This is a genomic window from Streptomyces natalensis ATCC 27448, from assembly GCF_000935125.1.
In the GTDB taxonomy this organism is placed as follows: domain Bacteria; phylum Actinomycetota; class Actinomycetes; order Streptomycetales; family Streptomycetaceae; genus Streptomyces; species Streptomyces natalensis.
In genome coordinates this window covers 95,186-109,519 of record NZ_JRKI01000010.1, presented here as the reverse complement: position 1 = coordinate 109,519, position 14,334 = coordinate 95,186, and the positions used below count along the sequence as shown (strand labels likewise).

The window sequence follows — 14,334 nt, the reverse complement described above, 5'->3', positions numbered from 1 at the left end:
GACCGATCACGGAGCGGCGCGGGCGGCGGGCCAGACGTACGGACACGCATACGGAGGGGGTCCGGGGCAAGGGGGAGCCGGATGCGTCACATCGACACTATGGCCATCGTCAAACTGACGTGAAGCAGTTATGATAGATAACGTCAAATAGACGAGAAGGCATGTATCCGGGAGCGGATGCATGCCCACGAGCTGTCTGCAGAGAAGAGAGGGTGCGTGTCGTGACCACCGCCCAGCCCCTGGATGTCCAGCCGACTCCGCTGGCCCTGCTCCTCCTCGGCCGCGAGGCCGACCCGAAGAGCGAGCGCGGTGTGGAGTGCCCCGGTGATCTGCCGGCCCCCTCCGACCCCGGCCTCGTCGAGCGCGCCCGCGCGGCCAAGGAGAAGCTCGGCGACAAGGTCTTCGTCCTCGGGCACCACTACCAGCGCGACGAGGTCATCGAGTTCGCCGATGTGACCGGCGACTCCTTCAAGCTCGCGCGGGACGCGGCCGCCCGGCCGGACGCGGAGTACATCGTCTTCTGCGGTGTCCACTTCATGGCCGAGTCCGCCGACATCCTCACGGGCGACGACCAGCAGGTGATCCTCCCCGACCTGGCGGCCGGCTGCTCGATGGCCGATATGGCGACGGCCGAGCAGGTAGCCGAGTGCTGGGACGTCCTGACCGAGGCCGGGATTGCCGAGCAGGTGGTGCCCGTCTCGTACATGAACTCTTCCGCCGACATCAAGGCCTTCACCGGCAAGCACGGCGGCACGATCTGCACCTCCTCCAACGCCAAGCGCGCGCTGGACTGGGCCTTCGAGCAGGGAGAGAAGGTCCTCTTCCTGCCCGACCAGCACCTGGGCCGCAACACCGCCGTCCGCGATATGGGCATGTCCCTCGACGACTGTGTGGTCTACAACCCCCACAAGCCCAACGGCGGCCTGACCGCCGACGAGCTGCGCGCCGCCAAGATGATCCTGTGGCGCGGCCACTGCTCCGTGCACGGCCGCTTCTCGCTGGACTCGGTCAACGACGTCCGCGAGCGCATCCCCGGCGTGAACGTCCTGGTCCACCCCGAGTGCAAGCACGAGGTCGTCGCCGCGGCGGACTACGTCGGCTCGACGGAGTACATCATCAAGGCCCTGGAGGCCGCCCCCCGCGGCTCCAAGTGGGCCATCGGTACGGAGCTGAACCTGGTCCGCCGCCTGGCCAACCGTTTCGCGGCCGAGGACAAGGAGATCGTCTTCCTCGACAAGACGGTCTGCTTCTGCTCCACCATGAACCGCATCGACCTGCCCCATCTGGTGTGGGCCCTGGAGTCGCTGGCGTCCGGCAAGGTCGTCAACCGCATCCAGGTCGACAAGGAGACCGAGAGCTTCGCCAAGCTGGCGCTGGAGCGGATGCTGGCGCTGCCGTAGGCACGGCCGCACACCGCAGCGGGGCGCCCCTTCCCGAAGGGGCGCCCCGCTGCGTCTGCCTCGGCGGTCAGGAATCCAGCCGGTCGCCGTTGGTCCAGGCATAGACCTGCTTGCCCCTGACCACCACCCGGTACTGGAACTCGTAGGAGCAGTCCACCCGCCCGTCGCTCTCCCCCACGCCCTCCGGCCACCAGCTCGCGTCAAGCTGCGGCACCCCGTTGAAGGCGCCGCCGGAGCAGCTCTTCGCCCCGGTCAGCTTCAGCGGCGCCGCACCGAGGGTGAAGCGCATCAGTCTGGCGTCGCCGGTCGTCTGCACCTTCTCCGTGATCTGCGTGGCGTCCTTCGGGACCCACTTGGGGAGGATGAACAGCAGCTCGTGGTCGCCGAGCTTCGGGGCCTCGCCCGCGGTCGCGAAGGTCTTGATGCGCTCGTGGAAGAGGTGGTCGGTCACCACGTCCGGCAGGTCGTCGTCGTACTTCTTCAGCAGCGGCGCCGCGGCGGCAAGGCCGACGGCCACGCACAGGGCGACGATGAGCAGCACCTTTTTCTTCATCCGCGCATTGTGCCTTGTCCTGGTCCCGGGCCCGGCCCGGCCCGGCCGTCAGTAATCGTCCACGTACCGCCGCATCCACGCATCGACGCCGCCCTCGTCGCCGAACACCACGACGGGCGCGGGGCAACGAAGATCGTGCTCTCGTGCGGCAGGCCACCGAAGGGCGCGGCCCGCCCCGGAGCGATGACGGGACGGGCCGCTTGCCCCTGGGGACCTCGGTCTCCAGGCGCCCGGCTCAGGCGAAGGTTTCGCTGGTTTCCGGGCTCAGGGCGGACAGGTCGATGGGGGCGCCGGCTTCCAGGCCGGCCAGGGCGAGGTTCTGCTCGACGTGGGGGCGGGCCTCCTGGAAGCTCGGGGCGTCGATTTCGAAGGTGGGGCCGGCACTGAGGCCCTGGGCCGCCCGCTTGGGGTCGGGGTGCGGGTTGCGGTAGAGCTGTTCGGAGCGGTCGCGCAGCTCCAGCATGGTGGGGATGGCCAGGGCCATCGCCCGCGGAGTGCCGTTGAAAGCCGTCTGGAGGTAGCTGAGCAGCGCGGCGTAGCGGGAGTTGAAGGCGGCGGCCTGGGCGTGGACGTCGCTGGTCCCGGCGTACTTGCGGTAGTCGGCCAGCTTGGAGTTGCCGTCGATGCGGTAGGCGTCGTCCCAGGTGACGTCCACCAGGGGGCCGCTGGGCGGCTTGCCGGGGACGTCGTGCTGCCCGTACCTGCGGCCGGTGTAGATCTCGTTGAAGCGGAAGTAGTGGGCCAGCTGCCGCTGCTCGCCGAAGATCAGGTCGTCGCTGTCCCAGATGGTGCCCTTGACGCCCTCGCCCTGCTCGCTGATGACGCGGATCGCGGTGTGCGCCTGGTCCTGGTTGTGGACGGCGAAGACCTCGCCGCCGGAGTTGTAGAAGTCCTCGGGGCCGACCTGGTGGTTGCGGTCGCCGGTGAAGACGGCGCCGTGGCCGAGGTCGCGTACGAGGTTGTCCAGGCCCTTCTTGATGCAGTCGTAGAACTGGCCGATGGAGGTCCAGCCGTCGCCCGGCTTCGGCTTGGGGGCCATGTCGCGGGGGCGTTCGATGGTCAGAAAGGTCTCCAGGGCCTTCGGGGAGAAGTGCTGGAGGCCGATTTCGGGCAGCTCGGGGCCGCTGAAAGGGAGCTTCGCCGGGTAGGAGGCGACGAATTCCTTGCGGCCCACCTTTGGTTTGCCGCCGACCGCGTTGAGGAGGTTCGCCGCCAGCGTCATGTGCAGCATCTCCTCCAGCAGGACGCTGCGGAGGGTGAAGTAGGCGGTGCGGTTGGTGCCGGGGGTGATCGTGTACATCCCGGTCATGTAGACGGGGATGGTCAGATGCTCGACCTCCATCGCGGCCTGGAGGTAGGTGTGCAGTTCTTCGAGGGTGGCGGGGATGCCGAAGCCCTGCTCGTCGAGGGTGGTTGCGGTGATCATGCCGTCGCCTCCGCCATCGTGCTCGCGTCCGGGTTCGCCGTGGTGCGCACCTCGATGGGGCGGCGGGCGGCGATGAGTGCCTGGTGGATATGGGCGGCGCTGCGCAGGGCCAGCGCCATCATGGTGAGGGTGGGGTTGCTGGTGCCGATGGACGGCATGCTGCCGCAGCCGATGGCGTAGACGTTGTGGTGGTCGTGGAGGCGCTGGAACGGGTCGACCACGGAGGTCCTGTCGTCGGTGCCCATGACGTGGGTGCCGGCGCCGTGTCCGGCTCCGCTGTAGGCCAGGTCCAGGGTCTTGTGGTTGAGCTGGTGGACGAAGTGGCCCAGCGGGGGGACGCCGTCGCGCGGGGCGTGGTTCGTGTGGTCCTCCGCGTCCAGGCCCTTGAAGATCTTCCGGGCGACGAGCCGGGCGGCGAACAGACCGTCGCGGGTGTGCTTGTCGAGGTTGTAGGTGAGGACGGGGCGGGGGTTGCCCATCGCATCGCGGTAGCGGGCGGGGTCGATGGTGACGCGGTTGGCGGGGTCGGCGGACTGTTCGACGGCGATCTGGAGCTGGAGCTGGCGGCCGATGGCGGAGCCGAGCAGCCGGCGCAGCTCGGGGCCGAAGACGCCGTCCTTGCGTACGGCGCCGTGCGCATCGCCGCCGATGCCCAGGGCGGTGGCGACGTTGCTCATCGGTGCGCCGGTCGCCCAGCCCCAGCCCCAGTTGCCGATCTCGATACGGAACGGTGCGCGGGTGCGCCGTCCCTTGCCGAAGCGGAAGGTCTCCCAGCCGGAGGTGTGGCCCGGTCCCCGGAACGGCCCGAGGGGACCGTCGGCCTCCGGGGACAGCGCCCAGTTCAGGATGGTGGGGTGGTCCATCAGGTTGCGGCCGACCTGGCCGCTTTTCGTGGCCAGCCCGGAGAACAGCATCAGCCGGGCGTTCTCGATGGCGTGCGCGGCGAGGATGACGATGTCCGCCTCGGCGATATGGGACCGGCTGACCGGCGAGGCGGGGTCGGTGTAGGTGCGGTATTCCACGCCGGTGGCCAGGCCGGTGTCGGCCGCCGCCCGCACGCGGGTGACGACGCAGCGGTGGGCGAAGGTGACGTTGTCGCGCAGGCCGGTCTGGAGGCGCAGCGGATGGGATTTGGCCTGCACCGGGCAGATGGGCACACAGCTGGCGTTGCCCACACAGCGCTCACCGTAGTTCGGCAGTCCGACGGCGCCCTTGACGCGGTAGGTGCCGTGGTCGTACTCGGGGTTGGGGGTGGAGTTGCGGGCCTGGGGGAGGCCGGTGACCTTCAGCTTGTACTTCTCGTCCGGGACGGTCTCGTCCTTGACGACCGCGTCCTTGAGCTTGCGGTGGCAGTACTGGTCGATATAGCTCTGCGGGATGTGGTGCATCGGGTACTGGTGGTGGGGGTCGGTGACGACGCCCAGTTCCTTCTGCTCCGCGGTGTGGCCGGCCACGCCGAGTTCGCGTTCGGCCTCGGCGTACCAGCGCTGGAGGTCCTGGGCGGTGAGCGGCCAGTCCCGTCCGTAGCCGTAGGTGGTTTGGGTGGCGAAGTCGTCGGGGTGCATCCGGGGGACGGCGCCGAGCCAGTGCATGGCGGTGCCGCCGAGGGCGCGCAAGTAGTCGGTGCCGTAGGGCAGTTTTCCGTTCTGGACGAAGTAGCCCTGGGCGGTGAACTCCGGCTGTCCGGTCTGCGGGTTGCGGACCGGGGCGAGGTCCAGCACATCGGGCGAGGGGGCGGCGGTGTTGGGCCGGTAGGCGGAGTTGGGGACCTTGGCCACGGCGGAGTAGAAGGTCGACAGGGAGTCCAGATAGCCCGGCCAGGTCTCGGTGCCGCCGTTGCCGGCCTCCAGGACGAGCACCTGCCAGCCCTGGGCGCCCAGCCGCTTGGCGAGGATGCTGCCGGCCCAGCCGCCGCCGACGATGACGGCGTGGTAGCGGCGGCGGGCGGCGTCGTCCGCGGTGACGGTCGTGCCGGTCATACCGGGTCCTCCTCGGGGGTGGTGGGGGCGAGGGCGGTGGGCACGGCGGACGGAGGGATGTCGCGGGAGAGCCGGTGGCCGGGCAGCAGATGGGCGGGGATGGCGTCGGGGGACACCCCGTCGGGCAGACCGGTGCGGTAGACGGCGTCGGCGGGGAGGCCGAGGTCGTCGCGTAGCTCGGCGGCCGGGACCATGGCGGGCGGCTTGACGGCCCAGGTGCCGAAGCCGGGGGGTTTGGCACCTCCGGGGTGGCCGTGGAACGTCCGCCACACCAGCCCTTCCGGGTAGGCGCTGGGCGAGACGATGAACTCGACGTTGGCCATGTCGCGGCGCAGTTCGGCATGCGCGTCGGGCGCCAGGCGCGGCCACGCGCCGGTGAACCAGAGGTAGGTCAGGGCCCGTGCCACCTCGCGGTGGGTGGGGCCGAGCAGTTCGGGGCCGCCGCCTGCGGCAGCGGCGGTCCGCCACTTCTCCCAGAATTCCGCGAAGCGTGCGGCGCCCACCTGGCGGCGGGCGGTGTCCAGATAGAGCCGGGCCATGCCGGTGGCATAGAGGTCGAAGGCGGCGAAGCCGGTCAGCGGTACGCAGTATGCGACGAAGTCCTTGAGTTCGGCCTGCGCTTCGGCCTGGGTTTCGTCCTGGGTTCCGTCCGCTGCTGCGGGGGCGGTCATTGCTCTCCTTCCGGGCGACGGGTGCGGGGCATCTGTGGGGCATATACCGCTGGCCATGTTTCTCGGGCACGTACGCGGAATGCGCCCATACGCCGGTAAACCGCCCGAACGGGGCATGCGAAAGCCCCCGCGGCCTGGAGACGGGCGCGGGGGCTTTCTGGGGGGGGCTGCCGAGTAAGGACCGGACCGGGGGATCAGACCGAGGGATCAGACCCCGGCCGGCTCCGGTGACCGCTCCTCGGGCTGCTCCGCCGGGGCGCCGGACCTCCCGGCGCGCTTGGCGGCCTTCTTCTTCGCCCGGCGTTCCTTGCGGAGTTCGATGATCGCGTAGAGCGTCGGGACGAGGAGCAGGGTCAGCAGGGTGGAGCTGATCAGACCGCCAATGACGACCACCGCAAGCGGCTGGGAGATGAAACCGCTGTTGCCGGTGAGGGACAGGGCCATCGGGACCAGCGCCATGATCGTGGCCAGGGCGGTCATCAGAATGGGACGCAGACGGTGGCGGCCGCCCTCGATGACGGCCTCCACGACGCCGTAGCCCTGGGCGCGGTACTGGTTGATCAGGTCGATCAGCACGATGGCGTTGGTGACCACGATGCCGATCAGCATCAGCATGCCGATCATCGCCGGGACGCCCAGCGGGGTGCCGGTGGCGACCAGCAGGCCGATCGCACCGGTGGCCGCGAAGGGTATGGAGATCAGCAGGATCAGCGGCTGGACGATGGAGCGGAAGGTGCCCACCAGCAGCATGAAGACGATGGCTATCGCGGCCAGCATGGCCAGGCCGAGGGAGCCGAAGGCGTCGGACTGGTCCTGCGAGACACCGCCGATCTTCGCGGTGGCGCCGTCCGGCAGCTTCAGGGCGTCGACCTTGCTCTGGAGCTTGGCGCTGACCGCGCCGGTGTTGTCGCCGGCCGGCTTGGCGGTGATGGTCGCCGAGCGGGCGCCGTCGATCCGGGTCATCTGGACCGGGCCGGGGGCCGTCTTGACGGTGGCGATGGTGGAGAGCTTGACCATGCCGGATGGGGTCGGCACGGCCAGGTTCTTCAGCTGGGCCTCGGTGGTGGCCGGGTGGGCCGACTTGATCACGACATCGCGCTCGGTGTCGTCCAGGACGGCCTTGCTCTGGCTGGTGGTGCCGCGGACCGCCTGGGCGACGACGCCGCCGAGGGTGGCCTGACTGTAACCGGCCGCCGCCGCCTTGGCGTTGGGCGTGACGGAGATCCGCGGCACGCTCTGGGCGAGGTCGCTCTGGACGTCGGTGACGTCGAGCGAGGCGACCGCCTTGCGGACCTGCTCGCTGGCCTTCTTCAAGGTGGCGGCGTCACCGGCCTTGACGACCACGCTCAGGTTCTGGTTGCCGAAGCCGCCGCCGCCCGCGGTGACGGTGGTGTCGCCGATGGACTTCCCGAGCTTGTCGAGCCCGGAGCGCAGGGCGTCGGTGACCTTCGCGGAGTCGTCGGAGCTCTTGAGCTTGACCTGGTAGGTGGCCTGGTTGGCGCCGCTGCCGCCGCCGAAGGCCGCCATGAAGCCGGAGGAGCCGACGGTGACCTGGTAGTCGGCGACGCCGTCGGTGCCGGCGAGAAGCTTTTCCACCTTCTTGGCCTGGGCGTCGGAGGCGGACAGGCTCGTACCGGGCGCGAGCTCCTGCTTGACGGTCAGGGTGTCCTGGTCGCTCTGGTCGAAGAAGTTGGTCTTCAGCAGCGGGCCCATGCCGAAGGTGCCGATGAGGATCGCGACGGCGATGAGCAGACTGGTCACCCGGCGGCGGGTGGCGAAGCGCAGAACGGGGACGTAGAGGCGCTGGAGCGGGCTCTTGGCCTCCTTTTCCTCGGCCCGGCGGCGGAGTTCGTCCGCGGTGGTGCCCTCCGGGATCTTGGGGGCGCGCAGGAACCAGTACGACAGGACCGGGACGACCGTCAGCGAGACGATCAGGGACGAGAGCAGGGCCACCGTCACCGTGATCGAGAACGATCCGAAGAGGGCGCCGACCATCCCGCCGACCACCCCGATGGGCAGGAAGACCGCGACGGTGGTCAGGGTGGAGGAGGTGATCGCGCCGGAGACCTCCTTGACGGCCGTGAGGATGGCCTCGCGGCGCTCCTCGCCGTAGCCCAGGTGCCGTTTGATGTTCTCCAGGACGACGATCGAGTCGTCGACGACGCGGCCGATCGCGATGGTCAGCGCGCCGAGGGTGAGCATGTTCAGGGAGAGGTCGCCCGTCCACAGCACGATCAGCGTGATGACGACGGACAGCGGGATGGAGACCGCGGTGACCAGCGTCGAGCGCAGGCTGAGGAGGAAGAGCAGGATCACGACCACGGCCATGACCAGGCCGAGCAGGCCCTCGGTGGTCAGCGAATCGATCGACTTGGAGACCGCCGGGCCCTGGTCCGAGACGACCGTGACCTCGGCGCCCTTGCCCAGGTTCTGCCGGATCGAGGGCAGCTTGTCCTTGACCGCGTCGGAGATGGCGACCGCACTGCCGTCCCGGTCCATCGTCAGGGTCAGGGCGAGGCTGGGCTTCCCGTTGGTGCGGGTGATCGAGGTCGGGGTGGCCGAGGTCTCCTTGACCGTGGCCACATCGCCCAGGCGCACCGGCTCGGCGGCGTGACCGCCGGCCGCGGCGCCCTGGCCTCCGCCGGGGGCGGCGGCCGGGGTGACCCGCAGGTCCCGGATCTGCTGCACGGAGGTGTAGCCCGTACCGACCTGGACGGTGCGGCTCTTGCCGTCCTCCGAGAAGGAGCCGGCCGGCACCGAGGCGCCGCCGGCGTCCAGCGCCTGGCCGAGCGCGGAGGCGCTGAGTCCGGCGGCGGCGAGCTTCTTGTCGTCCGGGGTGACGGCGACGATCCGGTCCGTGACGCCGCCGACGGTGACCTGGCCGACCCCGTCGATGTCCTTCAGGCCCGGGACGACGCCGCGGTTGAGCTGGTCGGCGAGGGTCTGCTGGTCCTTGGTGGAGGAGGAGACGGCCAGCACCACGGCGGGCATATCGTCCGTACCGCCCGCGATCACCTGCGGGTCGACGTCCTTGGGCAGCTTCGCACGGGCGCGGTTGACCGCCTGCTGGACGTCGGCGACCAGGGTCTTGGTGTCGTTGCCGTAGTCGAACTGCGCCATGACGACGCCCGAGCCCTCGCTCGACGTCGAGGTGACGCTCTTGATGCCGTCGACCGTCTGGATGCCGTCTTCGAGGGGCTCGATCACCTGCTTTTCGACGACATCGGGCGAGGCGCCCTGGTACGGCGCCATCACGGACACCATCGGCAGGTCGATGGAGGGCAGGAGCTGCTGTTTGAGCTGCGGGATCGCGATCGCGCCGAAGGCGATCGCGACGATCGACATCAGCGCTATCAGGCCCCGTTGTACGAGGCTGAGTCGGGACAGCCAGGACATGGGTGCGGTCTCTCTTCTGTACAGAAAAGTGCGGACGGTCGGCGGGGCCACCTCGGGCCCACGTAAACCTTCCGCCATGTCCTGGCCGGTTTTCCTCGCTCGCAGGTCGGTTTCGGGAGCCCGGCCCTACCGCGTTCGGAGTAGACAGGCTCCACCCTCACTGCACCCGTGGGCGTACGAGTCCCGACTCGTAGGCGATGACCACCAGCTGGGCGCGGTCGCGGGCGCCGAGCTTGGCCATCGCCCGGTTGACATGCGTCTTCACGGTCAGCGGGCTGACCTCCAGCCGCTCGGCGATCTCGTCGTTGGACAGCCCGCCGGCCACCAGGACCAGCACCTCGCGCTCGCGTCCGGTCAGCGTCGCCAGCTTCTCCGCGCCCCGGCCGGCCGGGGTGTCCCCGTCGTCCGAACTACCGCCCTGCGCAAGGAACTTGGCGATCAGCCCCTTGGTGGCGACGGGCGAGAGCAGCGCCTCCCCGGCGGCCGCGATGCGGATCGCCCCCAGCATGTCGTCCGGCTCGGCGCCCTTGCCCAGGAAGCCGCTGGCGCCGGCCCGCAGCGACTGCACCACATAGTCGTCGACCTCGAAGGTCGTCAGGATGACCACCTTGACGTGGGTGAGCTCCGGGTCCTGGCTGATCATGCGGGTGGCGGCCAGCCCGTCCGTCCCGGGCATCCGGATGTCCATCAGGACGACGTCGGCGCCGGTCGTGCGCGTCAGCTCGTACGCCTGGGCGCCGTCGGACGCCTCCCCCACGACCTCCATGTCGGGCTCGGAGTCGACCAGTATGCGGAAGGCGCTGCGCAGCAGCATCTGGTCGTCGGCGAGCAGCACCTTGATGGTCATGAGGTCTCCCCCGGCGTCGTTCCGGTCGTCGTCTCGTGCGGCGTCGTCTCGTGCGGCGTCGTCCCGGTCGTGGTTGCGTGCGTCGCCGTCTCATCCGGCGCCGTCTCGTCCGGCGCCGTCTCGTCCGGCGCCGTCCGGTGTGCGGTCGCCCCGTCCGTACCGGCCGCGGTCAGCGGGAGGGTGACCCGGACCTGGAAGCCGCCCTGCGCGCGGGGGCCGGTGACGATGGTGCCGCGCAGTGCGAAGACCCGCTCGCGCATCCCGATCAGGCCGTGGCCGCCGCCGTCGGGGGCCGCCGCCGGGCCGTCGTCGGGCCGGCCGCCGTCGTCCTGGACCGTCACCGTCAGCGCGGCCTCGGTGCGGATGATCCGTACGGTGGCGCGGGCGCCGTCACCGGCGTGCTTGCGGACGTTGGTGAGCGCCTCCTGGACCACGCGGTAGGCGGTGAGGTCGACAGAGGCGGGCAGGGCCTGCGGCGCGGGCGGGGCCTGGAGGTCGACGGGGAGTCCGGCGCGGACGAAGCCGTCGACGAGCTGATCGAGGACGCCCAGGCCCGGAGCCGGTTCGGTGGGGGCTTTCGGGTCGTCGGACTGGCGCAGCAGGCCGACCGTGGCGCGCAGCTCCGTAAGCGCCGAGCGGGACGCCTCGCGGACATGCGCCAGGGCTTGTTTGGCCTGGTCGGGCCGGTTGTCCATGACATGGGAGGCGACCCCGGCCTGGACGTTGACCAGCGCGATGTGGTGGGCGACGACATCGTGCAGCTCGCGGGCGATGCGCATCCGCTCCTCGGCGACACGGCGGCGGGCCTCCTCCTCGCGGGTGCGTTCGGCGCGCTCGGCGCGCTCGCGGATGGCGTCGACATAGGCCCGGCGGCTGCGGACCGCGTCGCCCGCGGCCGCGGCCATCCCCGTCCAGGCGAAGATCGCCAGGTTCTGCTGGGCGTACCAGGGGTGTTCGCCGAAGAGCATCGCGGCGGCGGTGAGCACGACGACGGTCAGCGCGCCGACGCGCCAGGTGGTGGGCCGGTCCGTACGGGAGGCCACGGTGAACAGGGCCAGGACGGCGGAGAAGGCGACGGGGGCGCGCGGGTCGCTGGAGCGGACGATCAGCTCGACGACGGTGAGCGCGCCGGTGGCGGCCAGGACCGTACGGGGAAAGCGGCGGCGGGCGATGAGGGCGGTGCAGGCGAGTGCGGCGAGCACGACGGTGGTGGCGGACAGCTCGCGGACGCCGAAACGGGGGCCGTGCGGGCCGTGCGGATCGGCCACCGCACCGCACAGCGTCGCCACGAAGACCATCGCGGCCAGGGCGGCGTCGACGGCGAGCGGATGCGAACGGTGCCAGCGGAAACGGCCCGTGCGCACCGTGTCGGACACGACGTCCGGCACGATGCCCGCTGCGGGTGCGGGTACGGCGTCGAGGGAGGTCACAAGAGAAAACGGTAGCGCCCCGGTCTCCTGGGGGGAGCCGGGGCGGGTACCGCTGTGCGCTGGAGTGGAGCCGGGTGCCGGCCGCGGTCAGCCGGGGATGAGGCCGTCGTCGCTGAGCATCTCGCGTACCTCGTCCAGCGTCGCGTCGCCGGACGGCAGGATCAGTTCGGACGGTTCGAGGGCATCGTCCGGCAGCGGTGTGCCCAGCCGCCGGACGGCGGCGAGCAGGGCGCCGAGGGTGCGGTGGAAACCTTCCTCGTCGCCGCTCTCCATTTCCGCGAGCAGTTCGTCGTCCAGTTTGTTGAGCTCGATGAAGTGGCTGTCATCCAGCTTCACCTGGCCCTCCCCCATGATCCGTACGATCACGACGGTCTCCCTCGGTCCGACGGCTGTGGCGACGGTCCCCGCGCAGCGGCCCCGTGCCGGGGTCCCTGCGAGGCTAACCGCCGCCGGCCGTCACTGCTTGTCGAAACGCGGCTGGTCCTGCTGCGGGGCCGGCTGGGCCTGCCCGCCCTGGCCGCTCTCGATGGCCTGCTGGCCGGCCGCCGGGCCGCCCGCCAGCTCGGCCTTCATCCGCTGGAGCTCCAGCTCGACGTCGCTGCCGCCGGAGAGCCGGTCCAGCTCGGCGGCGATGTCGTCCTTGGCCATGCCGGACGGGTCGTCCAGCGCACCGGACGCCATCAGCTCGTCGATGGCACCGGCGCGGGCCTGCATCTGCGCGGTCTTGTCCTCCGCCCGCTGAATGGCCAGACCGACGTCGCCCATCTCCTCCGAGATACCGGAGAACGACTCGGCGATCCGGGTCTGCGCCTGGGCGGCGGTGTAGGTCGCCTTGATCGTCTCCTTCTTCGTACGGAAGGCGTCGACCTTGGCCTGGAGGCGCTGGGCGGCGAGGGTGAGCTTCTCCTCCTCGCCCTGCAGCGTCTGATGCTGCGTCTCCAGGTCGGTGACCTGCTGCTGCAACGCGGCGCGACGGGACAGCGCCTCACGGGCGAGGTCCTCCCGGCCGAGCGCGAGCGCCTTGCGGCCCTGGTCCTCCAGCTTGGAGGACTGTCCCTGGAGCTGGTTGAGCTGCAACTCCAGTCGTTTGCGGGAGGTCGCCACGTCGGCGACGCCGCGGCGTACCTTCTGGAGCAGCTCCAGCTGCTTCTGGTACGAGTAGTCGAGGGTCTCGCGCGGGTCCTCGGCCCGGTCCAGGGCCTTGTTGGCCTTCGCGCGGAAGATCATCCCCATCCGCTTCATGACACCATCGCCGCTCATGGGCCTCGCGCGCCCCCTTCTGACCGAGTGATATCGGGCTTAGGCTCCAGCACATCTACAGACCCCACACTACGGGCCCTGGTTCCATTACCGCACTGTCCGGGGCCCGATGCGCTCCTCCTCCAGGACGATCAGGAGCCCGGCTTCTCCCGCCCAGGGAGTAGGGCCGGCCCCGGACGGGCACACGAACCACACCCCGCCCCATCAGACGCAACCACCAACTACTCCGGCCACGGCCCGCCACGCCGCGGGGGAACGCCGTTGCCGGATCGTTCCCCGTCCGGCCCTGGCCCAATCCCGGCCAGCACGTACCCTGGCACTGTGTTCCGAAGCCGTTCGAAGGATCAGCAGGCCGCGACCGCCAAGGTGACCGCGGACCAGCCCCAGCAGCCCCGCGACCCGCAGGCCCCCAAGGGCCGCCCCACACCCAAGCGCAGCGACTCCCAGACGCAGCGCCGCAGCCGTGCGCAGACGCCCGCCAACCGCAAGGACGCGGTACGGGCCCAGCGCGACGCCCGGCGCGCGGACATGGCCCGCCAGCGCGAGGCCATGGCGAGCGGCGATGAGCGCTATCTGCCGGTGCGTGACAAGGGACCGGTGCGCCGGTTCGCCCGTGACTACATCGACTCGCGCTGGTGCGTGGCGGAGTTCTTCCTGCCGATGGCCGTGGTGATCCTGGTGCTCACCATGATCCGGGTGCGGGGCGTCCAGGACATCGCGCTGCTGCTCTGGTTCGTGATCATCGTGCTGATGGTGCTGGACTCGGCCGTCATCTGGTTCCGCCTGGGCAAGCTGCTTTCGGAGCGCTTCCCGAAGGAGAACCTCAAGGGCGTCAAGGCGTACGCGATCATGCGCACCCTTCAGGTGCGGCGGCTGCGGCTGCCCAAGCCGCAGGTCAAGCGGGGCGAGCGGCCGTAGCGTCGGCTGCCGCGGGCGGGATTCTCCGACTGCCGGGCCGGGTCCGATGGGGACCCGGCCCGCGGTCGTAGGGCCGTCCGGCCGCGGGGGCTCAGCCCTCCTCGGCCGCGTGCAGGCTCATCGGGCCCGCGTAGACCTCACCGCCGTCCTCGAAGAGCCGGACCTGGTCGACGCCGCCGTCCAGCAGCGCCTTCCACTCCTCGCCGATCCAGGACTCGGCATCCCCCTGTGTGGTGAACTCCTCCGGTTCCACCGCGGGCGTCGCGCTCGTGCCGTCGGCCTTCTCGAACTGCCACGTCCACACCATGTCCGCCTCCTGGCTCCCACCGAATACGTCTCTGCCACGTCGTGCGTCTGTGCTGATCCGCAGCCTATATAGCGGCGCCCGCACCTGCCCCTGCCACCGGCCGGAACCACCGAGGGCTCCGGCCCCGGCCCACCCCGGCGCACGGGA

At 70.5% G+C, this 14,334-nt stretch carries 12 protein-coding genes; 2 read left to right on the top strand and 10 right to left on the bottom strand.

The genetic code is table 11. The features are described from left to right. Window positions 1-212: 212 nt before the first annotated feature. Complete coding sequence (gene nadA, locus SNA_RS08880) at window positions 213-1,400, top strand: quinolinate synthase NadA (RefSeq protein WP_044364224.1); 1,188 nt, start codon at window positions 213-215, stop codon at window positions 1,398-1,400. A gap of 67 nt (window positions 1,401-1,467) precedes the next feature. On the opposite strand, the gene SNA_RS08875 is transcribed toward nadA, so the two are convergent. The 9 genes from SNA_RS08875 to SNA_RS08835 all read right to left on the bottom strand — a co-directional run bounded on the left by SNA_RS08875 (window position 1,468) and on the right by SNA_RS08835 (window position 12,962). Further along, the gene (locus SNA_RS08875; RefSeq protein WP_030070021.1) at window positions 1,468-1,953 is read right to left on the bottom strand and encodes a hypothetical protein; all 486 of its coding nucleotides are present in this window, start codon (window positions 1,951-1,953) and stop codon (window positions 1,468-1,470) included. A 235-nt stretch (window positions 1,954-2,188) separates the two neighbouring features. Beyond that, window positions 2,189-3,379, bottom strand: a complete 1,191-nt coding sequence (locus tag SNA_RS08870; RefSeq protein WP_030070019.1) for a ferritin-like domain-containing protein — start codon at window positions 3,377-3,379, stop codon at window positions 2,189-2,191. Continuing rightward, the gene (locus SNA_RS08865) at window positions 3,376-5,358 is read right to left on the bottom strand and encodes a GMC family oxidoreductase (protein WP_044364223.1); all 1,983 of its coding nucleotides are present in this window, start codon (window positions 5,356-5,358) and stop codon (window positions 3,376-3,378) included. Before SNA_RS08865 ends, SNA_RS08870 begins: the two co-directional genes overlap by 4 nt. Beyond that, the gene (locus SNA_RS08860; RefSeq protein WP_044364222.1) at window positions 5,355-6,029 is read right to left on the bottom strand and encodes a hypothetical protein; all 675 of its coding nucleotides are present in this window, start codon (window positions 6,027-6,029) and stop codon (window positions 5,355-5,357) included. Before SNA_RS08860 ends, SNA_RS08865 begins: the two co-directional genes overlap by 4 nt. 207 nt (window positions 6,030-6,236) lie before the next feature. Then, on the bottom strand, window positions 6,237-9,425 hold the full coding sequence (locus SNA_RS08855) for an efflux RND transporter permease subunit (RefSeq protein ID WP_030070018.1): 3,189 nt from the start codon (window positions 9,423-9,425) through the stop codon (window positions 6,237-6,239). A 157-nt stretch (window positions 9,426-9,582) separates the two neighbouring features. Beyond that, on the bottom strand, window positions 9,583-10,272 hold the full coding sequence (locus tag SNA_RS08850; protein WP_030070016.1) for a response regulator: 690 nt from the start codon (window positions 10,270-10,272) through the stop codon (window positions 9,583-9,585). Continuing rightward, window positions 10,269-11,660 (bottom strand): sensor histidine kinase, encoded by a 1,392-nt coding sequence (locus SNA_RS08845; protein WP_078969799.1) that lies wholly within the window; start codon window positions 11,658-11,660, stop codon window positions 10,269-10,271. Before SNA_RS08845 ends, SNA_RS08850 begins: the two co-directional genes overlap by 4 nt. A gap of 129 nt (window positions 11,661-11,789) precedes the next feature. Continuing rightward, window positions 11,790-12,068 (bottom strand): PspA-associated protein PspAA, encoded by a 279-nt coding sequence (gene pspAA / locus SNA_RS08840; protein ID WP_030070010.1) that lies wholly within the window; start codon window positions 12,066-12,068, stop codon window positions 11,790-11,792. A 90-nt stretch (window positions 12,069-12,158) separates the two neighbouring features. Beyond that, window positions 12,159-12,962 carry a PspA/IM30 family protein gene (locus tag SNA_RS08835; RefSeq protein WP_241779585.1) on the bottom strand — a complete coding sequence of 268 codons (804 nt, stop codon included), beginning with the start codon at window positions 12,960-12,962 and terminating at the stop codon, window positions 12,159-12,161. A gap of 321 nt (window positions 12,963-13,283) precedes the next feature. Here SNA_RS08835 and SNA_RS08830 point away from each other — a divergent pair, with 321 nt between their 5' ends. Next, window positions 13,284-13,880, top strand: a complete 597-nt coding sequence (locus SNA_RS08830) for a DUF3043 domain-containing protein (protein ID WP_044364220.1) — start codon at window positions 13,284-13,286, stop codon at window positions 13,878-13,880. A gap of 91 nt (window positions 13,881-13,971) precedes the next feature. Here the strand turns inward: SNA_RS08830 and SNA_RS08825 are convergent, their stop codons facing one another. Continuing rightward, window positions 13,972-14,187, bottom strand: a complete 216-nt coding sequence (locus SNA_RS08825) for a hypothetical protein (RefSeq protein ID WP_030070004.1) — start codon at window positions 14,185-14,187, stop codon at window positions 13,972-13,974. Window positions 14,188-14,334: the final 147 nt, after the last annotated feature.